We start from the raw sequence: 18,848 nt of genomic DNA, 5'->3' as shown, positions 1-18,848 counted from the left end.
CTTTGGTGACTTCGATTCCGGCAGACGGTGTCGTCGGATGCGGTGGCGCGCACCGTCGGCGGCACAGGTCGTGAGGGCGTCCCCCCGCGTGGCCATGCCCCGATTCGCATGTCCCGTTGGCAAGGCAGCATCCGGCTGGCCGCTCGGGCTGTCCGAGGTCCACCACTGTGGGGTGACGAGTCGATCCGAACTGGCTCATTACGCGGCCTCAACGGATAGTTGAGGCAACTTTTCCGCAGGCCTTGCGTCCGAGTGCCCAGAGGCGTCCTGGCGCAGGACAGGATCCTCACGGGCTGCCTGCCGACGACTGTCACAACGAGGGTGGCTTGGCGGTCAACTAGCTGTCCGAACCTGGGACTACGCTCTCGACGCGAAGGTGCATAACATATGGCATTCAACATTGTTAGTCCGGTGGGCCCTGCCCGTGGCCCGGCGTCGCGCACCGCATGGCCGCGTGACATACAGAGGACGAGGGGGGTCAGCCTTCCCGCGTCGATGCCTGCTCCGCGCCAGGCCGTGTACTGCAACGGGGACGGAGTCATGGCGTGACCGAGCAGATCCGGTTGCCCAATCTGCCCACCGACAAAGACTTCGACGGAGAGTCCTTCGCCCCCATCTACACCACGACGGTGACGGTGAGCGGGGGAATAGCGAGTCACGGGCGAGCCTCGGGGATAGCACGCTCGGCCGACGGAGTCCTGGATCTCAACCTGAGCATGCCTACCGAACTGGGAGGAGACGGCCAGGGGACGAATCCCGAGCAGTTGTTCGCCGCCGGCTTTGCCGCCTGCTTCCATGGGGCGCTGAGTCTGGTGGCACGGCAGGCCGCCCTCGACCCCGCGATGATCTCCGTGGCGGCGACCGTGGCATTTGGGCGGGACCCGGAAGACGGCGGCTACTTGTTGCACATCGACCTCGTGGTCAAGTGGCCGGACATCGACCCTGCCGTCGCTGCCCCGCTCATGGAGAAGGCCGATTCGCTGTGTCCTTACACGAAGATGGCCTGGCAGGGAACGCCGGCAACCATCACGCTGGCTTCATAGCCGGCGACATCGGCCGCCTGTCCCGGCCGTATGCCGTTTGGAGGCGTGTCTGCAGCCGTCGTGTGCCGGATGGGCACACGACGGCTCTTCGCAGGACAGCCCAGTCGCCGACCGGCACTCCTCGACCGTGCCTGTCGGCGGCGGTGCCGCTGGGACGATGCCGCCGGACGTCTGTTGCACCGCGACATGTACCGAGCCCGGGCGGGCAGGCGGCACCGGGCACGGCAGCGCTCTGGGTGTCCACTGGTGGGTGGTCGAGCGGGTCTCTTCCTGACTGCGTTCACAGGGTCTCTGGGTCCACCGGCTGAACCCCGGACCCCGGTTCCATCGCGCTTTTGCTCTGCTGGATGATCTCCTGGACGTGACGCTCGATCTCCTCCGGATTCAGGCCGAGCGCCTTGCCTATGTGCACCGCCCAGACTTCGGCGCGAAGATTCGTCTCGAAATCCAGATCGGCCCGTACGTTCTCCCGGGCGGCTTGCCGATTCTGGCTCACCATCACGAACGTGGACAGGAAGATGGCTTCCAGGCTCACGATCATGGTGAGCAGACCGAACGGGTAAGGATCGAAGACCGCTCCCGAGCCGAACAGCCCCAGATTGAGGGCGATCCACACCGCGAACCAGACGGCATGGACGTAGACGAAGCCCATCGTGCCCGCGAAGGCGGTGATCGCGTCTGCGATCCGGTCCTGCGACGTGCGCATCTTGGCGAACACCAGCTGCTCGTGGCGCAAGCGGAGGTCGAGGCGATGAGTACCACCGGGAGCGGAGCTCGACCGGAAGGCTCGGCCTCCGGAGTGAACGGTCATTCCCACATGCTGCCTCATACCGTCGCCGCAGACGCCACCGCCCCCAGCCACCGCCGGCTCCGCAGAACGCATCCTTGTCGCCGCACGTGTGCTTCGTCATGCGGATGACGGGAGCGGTCTCGACAACGTTCTGAGGGTCAGCAACGCAAGGTGTCACAGATCCGGGGACGGTCTGGTCGTAATGAATGACACCCCCAACGATCGGAGTGGACCGTGGCTGTCACCGAACAACGTATTTCCACCATGGTGCTGGTGATCGGCACCGGAGGTGCCGGGCTGCGAGCAGCTATCGAACTGGCCGAGGCCGGCGTGGACGTCCTCGCGGTTGGCAAGCGCCCCAAAGAAGACGCCCATACGGCACTGGCTGCCGGAGGAATCAATGCCGCCCTGGGCACCATGGATCCCGGGGACAGCTGGCAGCAGCACGCCGCCGACACTCTCAAGGAGAGCTACCTCCTCGCGGATCCCCGCACCGTCCAGATCGTCACCCAGGGCGCCGCCCGCGGCATCGAAGACCTGGAACGCTACGGCATGGCCTTCGCTCGGGAAGAGGACGGCCGGATATCGCAGCGCTTCTTCGGCGCGCACAAGTTCCGGCGGACCGCCTTCGCCGGCGACTACACCGGTCTGGAGATCCAGCGCACGCTCATCCGGCGCGCGGACCAGCTCAACATCCCGGTGCTCGACGGCGTCTACATCACCCGGCTCCTGGTCCACGACGGCGCCGTCTTCGGTGCTTACGGCTTCGACCTCACGAACGGCAAGCGCTACTTGATCCATGCCGACGCCGTCATCCTCGCGGCGGGCGGCCACACCCGCATCTGGCGGCGCACGTCCTCACGACGCGACGAGAACACAGGCGACTCCTTCCGACTGGCCGTGGAAGCCGGAGCCCGCCTGCGCGACCCCGAGCTGGTCCAGTTCCACCCTTCCGGGATCATCGAACCGGAGAACGCGGCCGGCACCCTGGTCAGCGAGGCCGCCCGGGGTGAAGGCGGCATCCTGCGCAACGCACTCGGGGAACGGTTCATGAACCGCTACGACCCCGCGCGCATGGAGCTGTCCACCCGCGACCGCGTGGCCCTGGCCTCCTACACGGAGATCAAGGAAGGACGCGGGACCCCCAAGGGCGGAGTATGGCTCGACGTCTCCCACCTGCCACGGCAGACGATCATGACGCGGCTCCCCCGCGTCTACCAGACCATGCTCGATCTACAGATGCTGGACATCACCCGCGAACCGATCGAGATCGCGCCCACCGCGCACTACTCGATGGGCGGCGTATGGGTACGTCCCGAGGACCACAGCACCGACGTCCGCGGCCTGTACGCCATCGGTGAGGCCTCCAGCGGGCTGCACGGCGCCAATCGCCTCGGCGGGAACAGTCTCATCGAACTGCTGGTCTTCGGCCGCATCACCGGCCAGGCGGCCGCCGCCTACTCGCAGTCCCTGACCGCCCAGCCGCGGTCGGCGTCAGCCATCTCACAGGCCCGCGCGGAGATCGACGATCTTCTCGCGGCCGACGGCCCTGAGAACGTCCGCGCCCTGCAGCGCGCCATCCGCAACACCATGACAGAGCACGCCGGAGTCGTACGCGACGAAGAAGGCCTGCGCGCCGGGCTGGCGGAGCTCGCGTTGATCGAGAAGCGAATGGAGGACATCGGCGTGCACCCGGACATCGCCGGCTTCCAGGATCTCGCGCACACCTTTGATCTCAAGTCGGCCGCCCTCTCAGCCAGGGCCACCCTCGAGGCGGCACTGGAGCGTCGCGAGACCCGCGGCTGCCACAACCGCAGCGACTATCCCGACCCGGACCCCGCTATGCAGGTCAATCTCGTGTGGTCGCCCACGAGTGGTATCACCCGCGAGCGAATTCCGGCCATCCCCGACGAGATTTCCTCTCTGATGGAAGAGGTCTCGACCGAAGGAAAGCTTGCCGAATAATCTCGTACAAATCTGCCAGGCACGCAATGGCGGTATGCCCGTCTGCTCTCCTTCGAGCACAACCGGTGACCGCCTGCGGAGCCGTGACGCGAGCGAATGAACAGCCGCACCCGTCTCGCGCAGACCGGCCTCTGAGGGCCGAATCCGGGAAAGTTTCCCGGTTCTTGTGAACCCCTGTCACATGTAGAGCTGCTGCCCTGTCTCTTCTAGTGCAGACCGAAATTCTTTCGGTGACGGCGGGGAACTCATCGCAGGAGCGCGCCGCACCATGACAACCTATGAGAGGACTCCGCCATGAAGGTCGTAGTGATCGGTGGAACCGGGCTGATCGGCTCAAAGCTGGTCGTCAAGCTCAACGAGCACGGGCACGAGGCGGTCGCGGCCTCGCCCAACACCGGGGTCAACACGCTGACGGGCGAGGGCCTGGCCGAGGCACTGCAGGGTGCGCACGTTGTGGTCGACGTGTCGAATTCCCCCTCGTGGGCGGACGATGACGTCATGAACTTCTTCCGTACCTCGACCACCAACCTCCTGAAGGCCGAGGCGGACGCCGGCGTGACGCACCACGTGGCTCTGTCCGTGGTCGGCACCGACCGGCTACAGGAGAGCGGTTACTTCCGTGCCAAGCAGGCGCAGGAAGAGCTGATCAAGGCGTCCGGGACCCCATACTCCATCGTCCACGCCACGCAGTTCTTCGAGTTCGTGACGGGGATCGCGGACATCTCGACCGAGGGCGACATCGTGCGTCTGGCCCCCGTCAAGTTCCAGCCCATCCACTCCGACGACGTGGCCGCCGCTGTCGGCAGCACTGCGGTCGGCGCCCCGGTCAACGGTGTGGTGGAGGTCGCCGGCCCCGACGTGTTCCAGCTCGACGAGCTCATCCGTAAGGTACTCGCCGACAAGAACGACACCCGCACGGTCGTCACGGACCCGAGCGCCCCGTACTCCGGTGCCCGGCTGAAGGAGACCACACTCGTGCCGGGTCCCGGCGCGCACATTGTCGAGACCCGGTACACCGACTGGCTCGCGAGGCAGCAGTAAGCCCGGCGGGTGGCCCCGGTCCAGGTGGGGCCACCCCGGCACGGCCACCGTGTCGTCTTCGAGGGCACGGCCACCGTGCACCGCTCCGACTGGGGACTTGACGGGACCCCGGCCCTGGCAACGGCCGGGGTCCTGGTCAGCGACAAGCCCAAGCCGATCCTCGACATCTCTGCTGTGCAACTGGACCAGGCAGGAGGCGCCTGGACCGAGAGGTGTCTGCCACCGCGCTTCCGGTCTCTGCAGCAGAAGGACACACGATGACCCAAGCCACTGAGAAACGCATCGACATCGCGGCCACAGTCGTGTCGCTGGCCGCTGAAGCCACCGAACTGCAGACCCGTATCAAGGAGCTTTGCCAAGAACTCGTGAACCTGGACGAGCGGATGACAGCAATCTCCGCCGCTCTGCAGCAGCTCTCTTCCAGTTGAGCGGCCGCAGACATGCTGGTTCCTCCCGCGACCACCAGTCGCTGAGCGGTCGAGGAGCTGCCGTCACTGGGGACACCGCAGCCGGGCATCAACGCCGATGCCCGGCTCGTTGGTGTGAGCTGAGCGACGGCGTTCCCACCGCGCCCTGCTGGGAGATCCAACGTGTCGCGGCATCTGGCTGCACGGCCGGGTGTTGCAGCGGGTAGGCGGGCCGGAGCCCCCACGCCTCAAGCCGCTGCTCATGCTCGCGTCTCTGCGGCACCGCCGGCCGAAGCTGTCGAGAGGGACACATGACGGGCGGCGGCCGCCGACAGACGTCGACCAGCCGCCCCGCAGTGTCGCAAAACGGCCGGTACTTCAAGCCCCAGCGCCTGCACGCCGACAATGCCTACGACCGAACGGACCATCTCCTGGCCGGCCGGCTACCGCCGACTCAGCCCTCGCTATGAACGTCATCCCCGCAGCTACCTGGCATTTCTCGGTCTCGCCGCGGCTGTCTGCTGCTACAAGCGCATCGTCCGCCTCACCACGTAGGACGATTGTGCAGGCGGGCGATGTCGAGCATGGCGCGGTGGACGCCGACGACCTTGAGGCGGCAGGCGCGCAGGATCTTCCAGCGTTTCACTCGGGCGAAGGTGTGCTCGATGCGGGCCCGGATCTGCTTGTGCGAGCGGTTGTGTTCGTCCATCCGGGCCGGGAGTTCGGTCTGGCCCCCGCTCACGGCGGTGTGGCATGACCAGCCCCGTGCCGAGGTATCCGCCGTCGGCGATAGTGGCGGTGTTGTCGGCGGCGGCCATGGCTCCGGATTCTTCCCACGCCTTGCAGTCGTTGCGAATCGAAGACCCCGAACGGAGAGGTAAACTGACGCAGCGTCAAGTTTGCTCGCCGGTAAGTGGCTACGAGCACTACCCGGTCCTCGAGCATCGGGCTCCATGGCCGGCCTCGGCGTGCTTCGCCGGCGCCCTCGCGACGCAGTGCGGTCACCAACCTGCCGAAGCAGGGTGGGCTCAGCCGGTGAACGGGACTGTCCAGGACGGCCCCGACGCCGTGATCACACCAGCCACCGCGGGATCATCTCATTCGGCGCTGGGCGCCTATGTGCCCGGACGGAGATCGGGCCGGCCGCACGCCTTACGGCTTCCCATCGTTCAATGAACGCAGAACTCGTTGCCCTCTGGGGCGTGCATCACGGCGAAGAAGGAACCCGAGCCCTCCGAGTCCTCGATGCGCAACCGGGACGCGCCCGCGGCCTCCAGCCGCGCCACCTCGGCAAGCACTCGCTCCTTGCGAGTGGCGAACGGGACGCTACGCCCTCCGCTCACGCCCAGATCAAGGTGTAGCCGGTTCTTGACGACCCTCGGTTCGGGTGCCTGCTGGAACCAGATCCGCGGGCCGATGCCCTCCGGATCGAGGACGGCGTCACTGCAGTGGCCTGCGCCCAGTTCCTCCTCCGACAGGCCCTGGTCCAGCCAGTACGCGCGCCAGGCAGCGAACGGTGCGGGCGGCTCGACTTTGTGCCCCAGAGCGCAGCGGCTCAGAATGCCGCGAGCCGCTCGGGCTCAGCGCAGTCGAGGGTCAGTTGGAGTTTGCGATCAGTGATCACCGGCCAACGGTACTGGCCATGTGAGCGCCGACTCTGCACCTTGGCCCAACGGCCGGCGGGTACCGCTGAACACCAAGACGCGGCTTCAGCTGTCGCTCAGGGCGGCACAACAGCCAATGGCAGTACCGCCCTGCGAGCCCGGGGGCAAGCCGTTCCGCTCCCCCGGCGCTCGTGGCGGTTGCTCCTCCTGCCTGTCCGTCAGGTGTGCAGAGGGATCGGCGTCAGTGTTTGCCGATGATCTCCTTGTACTCCTGTACGGTCGGCTTGGTGATCTGCGTGCCTTCGCCGTAGAAGTTCCGACTGAGTATGACACGCAGGCGCTGGAAAAGGCGGGATCCGGCATCCAGGTCTCCCGCGTTACCCGCAGGGCCGGGGCCGATCGGCTTGTACTGCGCGTGCTGTGTAAGGACGTGGAGTTGTCCTTGACTGAGCGGCTCGTGCACCTCGATGAATTCACCGTTCGGCAAACGCTTGATGATGCCGGTCTCCCGGCCGTGCAGCACGTTGTCGCGGTCTCTGCGCTGGAGGCCGAGTGCGCACCGCTTCGTCACGGCATAGGCCGTGAAAGGCACGATGAAGAGGCCGATGCGGACTGCCCACGTCACTGATTCAACCGAGACATGGAAGCGGATGGCGATAATATCGTTCGCCGCGCCGATCAGAGCCACTAGATAGAAGCTTATCCATGCGACACCAAGTGCCGTTCGCACGGGGCGGTTGCGCGGTCTGTCGAGGAGATGCTGCTCACGGTCGTCGCCGGTCACCCAGGCCTCGATGAAAGGGTATACGCCCAGGGCGAGCAAGAAACCAACGCCCGCCACCAGCGGGATCAGGTTGTCCAGAGCCAGAGTGTGGCCCCAGAAGTTGATTTCCCAGCCGGGCATGACCCGTAGCAACCCGTCTGCTATTCCCATGTACCAGTCGGGCTGCGATCCGGCCGAAACCTGGTCGGCGCGGTAGGGGCCGTACGCCCAGATGGGGTTGATCTGCGCCAGCGAAGCGACGACGAAGATGACACCGGAAACCAGGAAGAAGAATCCGGCAGACTTTACGGCACGTACCTTGAGCGGCAGACCCACTACGTACTTGTTGCTGCGTCCCGGACCTGGATACTGCGTGTGCTTGTGATAGAGAACCAGGAGCAGATGGGCGGCCAGCAGTCCCACCATGAGGGCAGGGATCAGCAGGACGTGGATCGTGTTGAAGCGCGCCACCAGATCACCCCCCGGGAACTCGTCTCCAAAGAGGAACATCGAGAGGTAGGTTCCGACAATCGGAATGGAAAGGATCGTCCCATTCACGACTGCGAGCCCGGTCCCGGAGAGAAGGTCATCCGGAAGGTCGTATCCTGTCAGCCCTCCGAGCATTCCGAGGAGCAGCAGTAGAAATCCAAACACCCAGGTGAATTCACGAGGTTTGCGGAAGGCACCCGTGAAGAATACGCGCATCATGTGGACGAGCATGGCGGCGACAAAGACCAGGGCTGCCCAGTGGTGGGCCTGCCGGATCAGCAGACCGCCACGGACATCGAATGAGATGTGCATAGTCGAATTGAATGCTTCCGACACCATCCGGCCCCGCAGCGGCACATAGCTGCCTTTGTACTCCACTTCCTTCATCGAAGGATGGAAGTACAGCGTCAGATACACACCTGTAACGATGAGGATGATGAAGCTGTAGAGGGATGTCTCTCCCAACACGAACGACCAGTGGTCCGGGAACGCTCTTCGAGCCTTCGCTCTGACCAGGCTGTACACACCTAGGCGTCCGTCGGCCCATTCGGCAACCCTCCCCCCGTTACTTTCTTGCCGCACTCGGTTTTCCAGACTCCCGTCATCCATGCCCTTACCACCATTCATAAATCACCCAAAAGAGCTTGCGTTTGACTTTTCGGATTCCGCGTCTCCGACTTCACCGTGGGCTTCTCTTGGCGACGGACGGAGAATTCAGTGCGGCAGGTTTAGTGCCTATTGGCGGCAGATCTGAGGCATGCAGGGCATCAACTCTGTTTCCATCCGTTGCCGCCCGCCTCGTGATCCGCCCTGACGCAGTGCGGCTACGTCACGTCAGCAGGCTCATGGACTGCTTCCACCCATATGACCGGGCACGAGGCGGAGGTGTGACACGCACGGCCGTCTGCGCAGTCCTGCCGGGGGCGCACACGTCATCGGAGGTGAAACCCCGGACCGGGCCACGGAAATCCGGGCCGCACCGCTCCTCAGTACGGTGCTGCGATCGAACGCACCGCGCAGTGTGTGGTCGCAGGTGTAGCCTCTCTGGGGCCAGTTGCCGCGAAACCCGATGTTCGCCCGTCTTTCCGACGAGGAGCACCGTACCGCCACCGCATTGGAATTTTTCTTCGATCTCTGCTTCGTCACTGCCATCGCCCAGATCGCTTCCGCATTCACGCATGAGCTCTCCGAGGGCCGTAGGGCCGTATAGCCAACGCTGTCCTCGGCTATGCGCTCGTGTTCTTCGCGCTCTGGTGGGCATGGATGAACTTCATGTGGTTCGCCTCGGAGGCGGGCGCGGCGCGGAACAAGCTCTCGAGCACGACGATTTCACGGTGATCACCTGGGGCTATGTCGTCATGCGGCGGCCATGGCAAGTCAGTGGCTGCGTGCAGCGCATTCGGATCCCGAACGTCGGCGCTGCTCTTTGCGCTACGCCCCTGGGCATTCTCATGGTTCGGACGGGCTGGGTAGCCCGTCTCGCTCTGCCGGGCAACGGTGGCCTCGGCTCGTTCCTGGCTCTCGACGTGGCTGAACTCTCCATCCCGGTGTGGGCCGAGCGCGCTGCCCACACCACTTGACATCCCCATCACATTGCTGAGCGCTACGGCCTGTTCACGCTCATCGTGCTCGGTGAGTCAGTCACCGCTGCCGCCGACGCAGCGCGAACCGCATGGGACAGCCACAGGGATACCGGCGCGGTTGCCCTCCTCGCGCTGGACGGTCTGCTCACGGTCCTCTCCCCGTGGTGGCTGTATTTCGACCAAAACGCACGGCGGCGACTCGGCACTTTCACCACCGCGATGCTATGGGGCTACGGTCACTACGCCGTCTTCGCCTCCGCGGCTGCCACTGGTGCCGGGCCGGCCCTCGACGTCGCGCGTGCCGGTGGCCACGAAGTCCTCACCGACCAGCAGGCCCCGGCCACGTACACGGTCCCTGTGGCCGTTTTCATCGCGCTCGTCCGGCTCCTGCACCGGCATCCCTCACAGACAGCCGCGTTGGCCGACATCGCCCATCCGGTCGCGATCCTCGCCATCCTGGCCGCCACCTACACGGCCGTGCCCGTGCTCAGCACCGGAATCATCGCAGCGCTCCTGATCGCCGCAACCCTCGGAATGGCCGGGCGCAGCGTTGCCAGACCGTCCTGACGCCGGCCCGCTCCTCCCGCGCTGGGCAAGGTGACCGGGTACACGGCACGGAGCGCGGCAGCCGCGGTTCCCGGCGCAGTTGCACAGGCCGGTTCGGAGAGTCCGGCGCGAAGCTCACACTTCTGGTGGTGACTTGGGAGCCGTCACGCCACCGTGGTGACCATCCCATTGCCTCGACGGGCCTCACGCCGCCTCATCGCACGGCGTTCGCTCTCCGTCATGCCGCCCCAGATGCCTTCCACGTGCCCCACCTCCACGGCCCATCCGAGGCACTGCTCCACGACAGGGCAACGGCCGCAGACGGCCTTGGCTTCGTCGATCTGTGCAAGCGCCGGGCCGCTGTTTCCTATGGGGAAGAAAAGATCAGGGTCTACGCGTAGACAAGCTGCCCGTTCGCGCCAACGCATGGCGTAGTCCCCTATTCGTTCAGCAGCCACGGAACTGCAGACCTCCAAGGTTCGTCATTCGGCTGAAGGCCCCGGCATCCGACAATGGTCTTCCTCGTCTCTGCGAAGAGGTACCGGGGGCTGCCACTGAGACCGGCCACCCGGCCCATTTGTGACACACAGCCGAGTTCCGCGTGGTTTCGAAATGGATGATGCGCAGTGGATCACGTGGCCGAGGCAGTCGCTGTTCGCCGAGTTGGTCACGCTGATGCGACACCACGACGATGACATCCAGCAGTCGTTCCCTGGCAGCTGCTCCTGACCGGTCAAGTACGGATCATGGTCGTCTGCGAGCCGGCGGCCCGCCTGAGCCCGCGCCTGCCTGCGAGCCAGAGTGATCGCGCGGGCTGGACGTCCCGCCGCAGGCGGCGTGCGCCGGGCCTGCCGGACCTCGCTCGGCTGAGCGGCCTGCTGGAGCCGGAGGCCTGTCCGCGCCTGATGGGACAGCCTGCGTCGGCGCAGCGCCCGGTGAGGGCCTCGGGTGGAGGATGCTGCCCGAGCCTTCGGCATCACGATGGGAAGTCGATGTCACAAGATTCGTGCATGCCCGGTCAAACGATTGAGCCGAAAAATGAAAGAGGTGTGTCGTGCACGAGGACTCAGCCATCCGCCGCTGGAGCCCCTTTGCCGAGCACAGGGGCTGCATGGTGGCTCCCTGTCATCAAGACGCCGAAAACACCGAAGCTCTCCTACAGGCCGACGGGATCATTGTGTGCGCCCGCGTTGTGTGGTGCCGTGCAAGGGGGAGGATGCCGTATGGACCATGCTGACGCGGTGCCGATCGCTGAGCTGCTTGAGGAGCGTCGGCATCTGCTGGATGTCGCCTACTGGATGCTGGGCAGCTCCCGTCAGGCAGAGAGTGTCGTCGATGAGACCTACCGCCGGTGGTACCGGCTGTCCGACGCGGAGCGCCGGCAGGTCACAGCTCCCCGGTCCTGGCTCGCCAAGACCGCGGGCAGGATCTGTCTGAGCCGGCTCGCCCATCCCGACCGGAGTGCGACCGGCCAGAGGGAGGGGCACCGCGCAGAGACGGGAGACGCCGAGGGAGCACAGGCAAGGCTGGCGGAGGAGGTGAGCCGGGTTCTGCTGAACGCGCTGGACTCTTTGTCGCCGGCCGAGCGGGCGGCGTTCGTACTCAATGACGTCTTCGGGATGGCCCCCGATGCGGTCGCCGACATCGTGGGGCGTACAGAGCCGGAATGCGTCGAACTCGCCGACCAGGCCCGCCGCAGTCTTCGGATGCAGCGCTCACGCCGCACCCCGCCGGAAGAGCACGATGCCCTCGCCCGCGCTGTGCGTCGGGCCTGCTTGAACGAGGACGCCGAACTGCTCACGTCGCTGCTGTGCCCGGACGCCACGGCGTTCTTCGACGGCGGCGGCAAGGTCCGGGCACTGACCAGGCCCGTACACGGCAGCCGGCAGGTCGCCCACAGCCTGCTGACGCTCCTGGCCCGCCGCCCCCGCACCACCCTGACCACCCACTCCGTCAACGAGCGCACCGGCCTCATCGCCCGCTACGACCACCAGGTCGCCGCCGTCATCAGCCTCGACGTCGCCGACCACCACGTCGCACAGGTCTGGGTCATCCTCAACCCCGATAAACTACGCTCCTGGAACCAGCCCCCCGGCCACCCCGGCTCGGACCGGAGCCCGTCACAGCAGGGTGATGGCTGGTCCTGATCGCTTCTGGGCGCTGCCATGCGGACCTTGCAGGGGAGGTGCCGATCGCCGCTCGTGCTGTCGCTCTGTGTCGCGTGTGGTGCTCCTCAAGAGCACCACACGCGGCTGTTCCCCCACACTGGGAACGGCCCCTGTGTCCCTGGGCAAGGGCGCAGTGGTCGCGGGTTCTGGGCGGCTCTGCCTGTCGGCACCCCACGCCGACGCGGAAAGGCTCGTTTCGGCGTCTTCGGCCGGTCTCCGCGCAACATGATGTGCTTACTCACCGCATGGGGTCCGCGCAGAAGGGCCCCGGGGCCGGTGAGCTTCCGCTTCCCCCGTCGCCGACAGCCGTCCGCGCCCCGTCGGGAAGGCCGACTCCATCAGGGCCCATGCGTGATCTCGCATGGGCCCTGACTCACCAGCCTGCCAGTGACCGGGGCGGACACTGCCGGGCGCCCGCGTTGATCGTGCGATGAGCGCCTTGTCACACCTGCCGAGATGACACACCCGGCGCGCGACCAAGTGCAGTTGCGCAGCGGGAACGCGAATCGAGGAACGCGGCTATCTTGCTCGGGGCGAACACCCACATCACCTTGTGAATGCCTTTCTTCGAGGCGGCCATCGTCATGAACGCCATGGGTCGGCCATCCCGGTAGAACGTCACGCCCGTAAAGCCGTTGGCCTCGACCAATCTGGGCTCCGCTTCCTGCCACAACCGCCTGTAAGTCGACATTTTGGCGATACGTGCACGGCCCAGCACGGGCATGCGAGCGCAGGCACGGAGTCCGTTGCCGTCGGACAGACTGACGGCATCGGGGGTGAGAAGGGCCTCCAGTGAAGCCACATCCCCCGTTTGAGCCGCTGAGACGAAGGCGCTCAGAAGACGTCGGTGCTCCGCCGTGTCCACGCTCTCCCGCTGCTCGTCCGACAGATGCTTGCGAGCACGGCTGACGATCTTCCGCACGTTGACGAGGCTGAGGTGAAGTATCTCCGCGATCTCGGGATAGCCGTAGTCGAATGCCTCGCGCAGTACGTACGCGGCGCGTTCAGTCGGGTTCAGCTTCTCCAGCACCAGCAGCAGCGCCAGTTCGAGAGCCTCCGCGCGCTGCGCGCCCACCTCCGGATCCGAGCTGGTGTCGACGGGCTCGGGCAGCCACGGCCCGATGTACGTCTCCCGACGCACACGCGCCGATTGCGCGACGTTGATGGCCAAACGGGTCGTGGCGCTCGAGAGGAATGCCACCGGGCTGATCACCGCGGAGCGGTCTGTCTTCTGCCAGCGCAGCCACACCTCCTGGACCACGTCCTCGGCCTCGACCACGCTGCCGAGCAAACGGTAGGCGATTCCGAACAGACGTGCCCGATGCTGCACAAAGACCGAGACGGCCTCTTCAAGGTCCCCTCTCGGGGGGGCCGGTTCGAGATCCATGATCTTGCGGTCTCCGTTCCTCCGGTTACGGCTGTCCAGTAGCGGGACCAGCGGCTACCGCGTGGTCGCGGGCGGCGCCGTCCCGGGGCCCAGGACACTCTGCTCACGGCTCTCGCGCTGCGGAGCATGAGGCACTGCATGGCTTGTTCGGGTGGTGCAGGAACTGTGTTCCCTGAAAGTCACGGCCGCTGCAATCGCATCCGTTCCATAGACCGGGACGGGCCCGTTGCTGTGACAGGAGCGGGGCAGAAGGGCCGTGCTTGGTCCAAGCGGATGTCGGTCATCCACTGCCGGTGAGAGACCACGGCGGCCATGGTTGCGGTCGCGCCTCGGGGGCGTTTTCGACGAGCAGTGGAACGGCTGTGACGCTCGCTGCTGCCGGCACACCAGACACGGTCAAAAACGCCGTCTGCGGTCACGGCTTGCGGGGAGGGGGCACCCGGCGCAGACACCGTGTGTCGTCCTGTACCGAGGTGTCACACGGTGTCTGTTGCCGGGCGGCAGCTACGCGGCGAGGCGCTCCGCGAATTCCTTGGCCTTGGTGGTCGCGTCTTCCAAGGCGCGCTTGCGGGAGGACTCGTAGAGGGGGACCAGTTCGGACATGGCCGGGTTGCGGGGGGCCATGGTGAGTTCCGGGACGATGAAGTGGAGGTCCAGACCGAGGGTGTCCTTGAGGACGGCCTGAAGGTAGTTCTGTACGAACTCGTAGTCCTCGCGCGGGGTGCCAGGCGCGTAGGAGCCGCCGCGGCTGGCGACGACGACGACCGGGGTGCCCTGGGCGGAGGGGGTCTCGCCGGCGGTGCGGCCGAGCAGAAGCACGCTGTCCAGCCACGCCTTGAGGGTCGAGGGGATCGAGAAGTTGTACATGGGGGCGCCGATCAGGACGGCGTCCGCCTGCTCCAGCTCCTCGATGAGCTTCTCGCGCGCGGCGAACGCGGCGGACTGCTCCGGGGTGCGCTCGGTGGGGACGGCGTATCCGGCGGACCAGGCGTCGGCGGTGATGTGCGGGACGGGGTCGGCGGCGAGGTCACGGTAGATCACCGTGCCCTCCGGGTGCTGCTCCTCCCAGGCGTTGCGGAAGGCGGCCGTGACCGAACGGGACGAGGACGCCTCGCCGGGGAAAACGGACGAGTCGATGTGCAGCAGCGTGGCCATGGGCTTTCTCCCAAGAGAGGATTCGTACGACGATAGTCAAACACAATACCGTATTGAATGAGACTATCACGAGTGCAACGGGTGGGGTGGAGAGGTAGGCGGTCAACAGGCCGACGGGCGGGGCGGGGATTCACCGACCGGAAGGTCTCGGTGGGCGCTGTTGGAGCGCGTGCTGTCCGCTGCGGCTTCGCCGCCGTCTCGATCGAGCCTCCGGCCGTGGCACGCCTACATGCTGAGCGGTCGGCGATCCGGTTCGAGGACGTCCGGTATCGACGGTCAGGAGATTTTCCAAACCGGTCGGATTTCCCGAGTGCGCTGCTACGACGCCGAGAGACGAACGCTTTAAGTCGCTGGTGTTCTGCCGTGCTTACTGGTTCACGTCGTTCGGTGAGCAGGCGCTTGCGGGCTCGGCTGACGGTCTGGCGGGTCTTGATTCAACTGAGCTGGAGATTGTCGGCGATCTGAATGCAGGGGGCAGTCGAACGCTACGCGGAGAAGGCAGCCCGCTCGTTCCTTGTGTTCAGCTTCTCTCGGAGCAGGCGTAGGGCCAGTCCGACTGCTTCTGCTTGCTCAGCTCTGCTGAACGGGCCGGGGCTGGTGTCGATCGTTGCGGCCATTCTCGGGTCGACGCCGGTCTCCTGTCGTGAACAGGCGGACAGGGCTCCCTAATATGCGGTACGCAATATTAGGGAGCCGTGGACGGAGCGCGATGAAGGTGCCGCATCCTCCAGTGCTTTGGTGCAAGATATGTGTGCTCTCGGCAACGGGTGAAACGAGGGCCACGTACGGCGGATGAAAAGTGAGCCACTCCGCGATCTCTTGATCATCCTGACTTCACTGTCTGGGGTCAGGAGGAAGCGAGGTGATCGACGTGGAGGACTGGGCTGAGATCCGCCGGATGCACCGGGTTGAGGGGCTGTCGGCACGGGCGGTGGCCCGGCAGTTGGGGATCTCCAGGAACACCGTGTTGCGTGCTTTGGCCTCGGACCGGCCGCCGCAGTACCGGCGGGCGCCGAAAGGCTCGGCGGTGGACGCGGTCGAGCCGGCCGTGCGGGAGCTTTTGAAGCGGACACCGACGATGCCCGTGACGGTGATCGCGGAGCGGATCGGCTGGGAACGCGGGCTGACGATCCTGCGTGAGCGGGTGCGCGAGCTGCGGCCGGCCTACCTTCCGGTGGACCCGGTCTCGCGCACGGTCTATGAGCCGGGCGAGATCGCGCAGTGCGACCTGTGGTTCCCACCGGTCGATATCCCGCTCGGTTATGGTCAGACCGGGCGCCCGCCGGTGCTGGTCATCGTTTCCGGCTATTCCAGGGTGATCACCGCCCGGATGCTTCCCTCACGGCAGACCGGCGACCTGATCGACGGGCACTGGCACCTGCTGACCGGCTGGCAGGCCGTGCCGAAGACGCTGGTCTGGGATAACGAGCCCGGCGTCGGCAAAGGCCGGTTGACCAGCGAGTTCGCCGCGTTCGCGGGCCTGCTCGCCATCCGGGTCCACCTCTGCCGGCCCCGGGATCCGGAGGCGAAGGGGCTGGTCGAGCGCGCCAACGGCTATCTGGAGACCAGCTTCCTGCCCGGGCGTGTCTTCACCGGTCCGGACGACTTCAACGCCCAGCTTGCTGCGTGGCTGCAGGTTGCCAACCGGCGTCATCACCGCGGCATCGACGCCCGGCCACAGGATCGCTGGGAGGCGGACCGCGCGGCGATGCTCACCGTTCCACCGGTCGATCCGCCCAACTGGTGGCCGCTGCGCACCCGCCTGGGACGCGACCACTACATCCGCCTCGACACCAACGACTACTCCGTCCACCCGCGCGCGATCGGTCACCTCGTCACCGTCCGCAGCGACACCGAGGAGATCACCGTGACCTGCGGCGACGACCTGGTGGCCCGCCATGCCCGCTGCTGGGCCAGACACCAGTCGATCACCGACCCCGAGCATGCAGGTGCGGTCCGGCAACTACGCGAGGAGGTCTGGCAGCAGCAGGCCGCTCGCGCACACGTCGCCCGAGCCGCACTCCTGGCCCCGGACAGCCTCGGCATCGAGGTCGAACAGCGAGAGCTGGGCAGCTACGACCGCATGTTCACCCTCATCGAGGGCGGAGGCGGAAAGGAGGACACCTGATGGCCCGCACCACCACCCCTACCAGCCAGAACACCACCACGGCCACCCGCCCGCGCCGAGGTGATCGCGCGGCAGGATGACCTCAAGCCGAACCGCGAGGACGGCCGGATCCTGCATTTCCTGGGCAGCGGCGCGATGGTCATCGGCGATCTCAGCCGCGCGACGCGGTACCTGGCGCTGGCGGCCGCGGCGTGGCGGTCGCAGGGCAGGCTAGGGCTGCTCGCCCGCTCGCTGGCCGGCGCCTGGCCGCGGGTGTACCTCGGTCAGCTCGACCGGGCGCGCGAGGAGTCCGCCGAGGGGCTTGTCCTGGCCGAGGAGATCGGGGAGTGGATCGTCTGGTTGGGCCTGAAAGCGATGGCCGGCCTGGTGGCAACGCTGCGCGGTGAGACCGAGGCCGCGGCGCGGGCGGTCCGCGAACTGCGATCCCACAGCCTGTTCCCCGGCATGCCGTTCGCCACCGTGATGGCGCAACAGAGCGACGGTCTCCTGGCTCTTTTCGACGGCCGGGCAACCGAGGCGTACGAGGTCCTCGCGCGTGCCTTCGATCAGACCGACCCGCACTACCACTCGGTGAGCCGCTGGCTGATCGCGCCGGACCTGGCGGACGCCGCGGTGGCCGCCGGAGCCGTGGAGCAGGCCCGGGAACTACTGGCCGACCTTCCGGAGCTGGCCGGACAGCTGCCCTCGGAGATGATGGTGGTGGCGCACGCATACACCGACGCGGTGCTGGCTCGGGACGACGCAGCGGAGGAGCGCTACGCCGCGGCGCTCGCCGCGCTGCCGGCCGGCTGGATGCTGTCGCGTGCCCGGCTGCACCTGCACCACGGCCGCTGGCTACGCCGGCAACGCCGCAACGTGGACGCCCGGAACCCGCTTCGACTCGCCCGCGACGAGTTCGACCGGGTCGGCGCGCACCCCTGGGCCGAGATGGCCCGCGAACAGCTGCGTGCCGCCGGCGAGTCGAGCGGTCGGCGGCACGCGCACACCAGCGAGCAGCTGTCGGCCCAGGAATTGCAGATAGCCGTGCTGGCGTCACAGGGCCTGAGCAACCGGGAGATCGGCCAACGCCTGTTCATCTCTCACCGTACTGTCGGTGCTCACCTGTACCGGATCTATCCGCGCCTGGGCATCACCAGCCGAGGCAAGCTCGCCGCCGCGCTCGCCGCCCTCCACGAAGAACAGTCCGAGGCCGATTTCTCCGGCGGCCCGGAGTGACGTGCCGGTCCGGCATCAGCCGAATGTTCTCCATGGCTGCCCTCCCACCAAGCGGGGTTCCTTCGGTCCAGCCGATGTGCCGAGTCAGTCCACGGGCGCGGAGCGGGCAGGTGGGCCCGCTGGGTCAGTTCCTCCTCGTCGACCAGGCGTTGCCGTCCTGGTAAGGCCTCAGACGGGCACCGGCAAACCGTCCTTGCCATCCGGCTCCCGGACGACGCTCCCCCGCCCGGCCCGGGCCACGAGCAGCGCGTCCGCGGCGGCTACGGCCTCGTACACGTTCCGGGTTCCCATCGTGATGCACAGCGTGTAACTCACGTCCTCAAGCTCGCAAGCCCCTTCCAGCCCCTCGCTTTCGGCGAGCGCGATCTGCAGGGACGCGAACTGGGTCAGCAGCCTTCTGACGACCTTCGGATCCGGAACGAGCAGCACAGCCAGGCCCTCTCTCGACGTTCGAGTCACACAGGCACCTCATGCCGACATCTCACGCTCGGCAACGACAGCATTCGTTGCCTTCGTGGCTCACACCGCTGTCTTGGGTGAAGACCGGTTGCACCCAACTTCTGT

At 66.5% G+C, this 18,848-nt stretch carries 15 protein-coding genes and 3 pseudogenes; 10 read left to right on the top strand and 8 right to left on the bottom strand.

All coding sequences use genetic code 11. The features are described 5' to 3' along the window. Positions 1 to 545 precede the first annotated feature (545 nt). Positions 546 to 1,043, top strand: a complete 498-nt coding sequence (locus ACIPSA_RS29515) for an Ohr family peroxiredoxin (protein WP_402639734.1) — start codon at positions 546 to 548, stop codon at positions 1,041 to 1,043. Positions 1,044 to 1,323: 280 nt separating this feature from the next. Here the strand turns inward: ACIPSA_RS29515 and ACIPSA_RS29510 are convergent, their stop codons facing one another. Further along, positions 1,324 to 1,854 (bottom strand): DUF1003 domain-containing protein, encoded by a 531-nt coding sequence (locus ACIPSA_RS29510; RefSeq protein ID WP_402639732.1) that lies wholly within the window; start codon positions 1,852 to 1,854, stop codon positions 1,324 to 1,326. A gap of 243 nt (positions 1,855 to 2,097) precedes the next feature. Here ACIPSA_RS29510 and ACIPSA_RS29505 point away from each other — a divergent pair, with 243 nt between their 5' ends. From ACIPSA_RS29505 to ACIPSA_RS29485, 5 genes and pseudogenes are all read left to right on the top strand, one after another. Further along, entirely contained in the window at positions 2,098 to 3,798 is a 1,701-nt protein-coding gene (locus ACIPSA_RS29505; RefSeq protein ID WP_402639882.1) for an L-aspartate oxidase, read from the top strand. Between the two features lie 294 nt (positions 3,799 to 4,092). Continuing rightward, positions 4,093 to 4,839 (top strand): SDR family oxidoreductase, encoded by a 747-nt coding sequence (locus tag ACIPSA_RS29500; protein ID WP_402639730.1) that lies wholly within the window; start codon positions 4,093 to 4,095, stop codon positions 4,837 to 4,839. Positions 4,840 to 4,848: 9 nt separating this feature from the next. Next, positions 4,849 to 5,100: a hypothetical protein gene (locus ACIPSA_RS29495; RefSeq protein WP_402639728.1), complete on the top strand. Its 252-nt coding sequence runs from the start codon at positions 4,849 to 4,851 to the stop codon at positions 5,098 to 5,100. Further along, a complete protein-coding gene (locus tag ACIPSA_RS29490; RefSeq protein ID WP_402639726.1) occupies positions 5,097 to 5,267 on the top strand; it encodes a hypothetical protein in 171 nt (56 codons plus the stop codon). Before ACIPSA_RS29495 ends, ACIPSA_RS29490 begins: the two co-directional genes overlap by 4 nt. 347 nt (positions 5,268 to 5,614) lie before the next feature. Next, positions 5,615 to 5,801, top strand: a pseudogene (locus tag ACIPSA_RS29485) (IS5/IS1182 family transposase); the annotation flags it as partial. Here ACIPSA_RS29485 and ACIPSA_RS29480 read toward each other — a convergent pair. From ACIPSA_RS29480 to ACIPSA_RS29470, 3 genes and pseudogenes are all read right to left on the bottom strand, one after another. After that, positions 5,791 to 6,331: pseudogene (locus ACIPSA_RS29480) on the bottom strand (transposase family protein). The pseudogenes ACIPSA_RS29485 and ACIPSA_RS29480 sit on opposite strands and share 11 nt — an antisense overlap. 84 nt (positions 6,332 to 6,415) lie before the next feature. Next, a complete protein-coding gene (locus ACIPSA_RS29475) occupies positions 6,416 to 6,652 on the bottom strand; it encodes a VOC family protein (RefSeq protein WP_402639880.1) in 237 nt (78 codons plus the stop codon). Positions 6,653 to 7,091: 439 nt separating this feature from the next. Beyond that, a complete protein-coding gene (locus tag ACIPSA_RS29470; protein WP_402639724.1) occupies positions 7,092 to 8,711 on the bottom strand; it encodes a cytochrome bc complex cytochrome b subunit in 1,620 nt (539 codons plus the stop codon). A gap of 460 nt (positions 8,712 to 9,171) precedes the next feature. On the opposite strand from ACIPSA_RS29470, the pseudogene ACIPSA_RS29465 reads away from it, so the two are divergent. Continuing rightward, positions 9,172 to 10,252 (top strand): annotated as a pseudogene (locus ACIPSA_RS29465) (low temperature requirement protein A). Between the two features lie 143 nt (positions 10,253 to 10,395). Here the strand turns inward: ACIPSA_RS29465 and ACIPSA_RS29460 are convergent. Beyond that, the gene (locus ACIPSA_RS29460; RefSeq protein WP_402639723.1) at positions 10,396 to 10,659 is read right to left on the bottom strand and encodes a WhiB family transcriptional regulator; all 264 of its coding nucleotides are present in this window, start codon (positions 10,657 to 10,659) and stop codon (positions 10,396 to 10,398) included. A 795-nt stretch (positions 10,660 to 11,454) separates the two neighbouring features. On the opposite strand from ACIPSA_RS29460, the gene ACIPSA_RS29455 reads away from it, so the two are divergent. After that, the gene (locus ACIPSA_RS29455) at positions 11,455 to 12,378 is read left to right on the top strand and encodes an RNA polymerase subunit sigma (protein WP_402639721.1); all 924 of its coding nucleotides are present in this window, start codon (positions 11,455 to 11,457) and stop codon (positions 12,376 to 12,378) included. A 463-nt stretch (positions 12,379 to 12,841) separates the two neighbouring features. On the opposite strand, the gene ACIPSA_RS29450 is transcribed toward ACIPSA_RS29455, so the two are convergent. Both ACIPSA_RS29450 and ACIPSA_RS29445 read right to left on the bottom strand, forming a co-directional pair. Beyond that, on the bottom strand, positions 12,842 to 13,786 hold the full coding sequence (locus ACIPSA_RS29450; protein WP_402639719.1) for an RNA polymerase sigma-70 factor: 945 nt from the start codon (positions 13,784 to 13,786) through the stop codon (positions 12,842 to 12,844). Positions 13,787 to 14,290: 504 nt separating this feature from the next. Next, positions 14,291 to 14,941, bottom strand: coding sequence for an FMN-dependent NADH-azoreductase (locus ACIPSA_RS29445; protein ID WP_402639717.1), 651 nt, complete (start codon positions 14,939 to 14,941; stop codon positions 14,291 to 14,293). Between the two features lie 862 nt (positions 14,942 to 15,803). On the opposite strand from ACIPSA_RS29445, the gene istA reads away from it, so the two are divergent. Continuing rightward, positions 15,804 to 17,069 carry an IS21 family transposase gene (gene istA / locus ACIPSA_RS29440; protein WP_402639715.1) on the top strand — a complete coding sequence of 422 codons (1,266 nt, stop codon included), beginning with the start codon at positions 15,804 to 15,806 and terminating at the stop codon, positions 17,067 to 17,069. A 60-nt stretch (positions 17,070 to 17,129) separates the two neighbouring features. Further along, positions 17,130 to 18,284, top strand: a complete 1,155-nt coding sequence (locus tag ACIPSA_RS29435) for a LuxR C-terminal-related transcriptional regulator (protein WP_402639713.1) — start codon at positions 17,130 to 17,132, stop codon at positions 18,282 to 18,284. Between the two features lie 168 nt (positions 18,285 to 18,452). Here the strand turns inward: ACIPSA_RS29435 and ACIPSA_RS29430 are convergent, their stop codons facing one another. Next, positions 18,453 to 18,713 (bottom strand): DUF5133 domain-containing protein, encoded by a 261-nt coding sequence (locus ACIPSA_RS29430; RefSeq protein ID WP_402639711.1) that lies wholly within the window; start codon positions 18,711 to 18,713, stop codon positions 18,453 to 18,455. Positions 18,714 to 18,848: the final 135 nt, after the last annotated feature.

The organism is Streptomyces sp. NPDC086549 (genome assembly GCF_044746205.1).
Taxonomy (GTDB): Bacteria; Actinomycetota; Actinomycetes; order Streptomycetales; family Streptomycetaceae; genus Streptomyces.
This window is presented reverse-complemented; position numbering and strand designations above follow the sequence as displayed.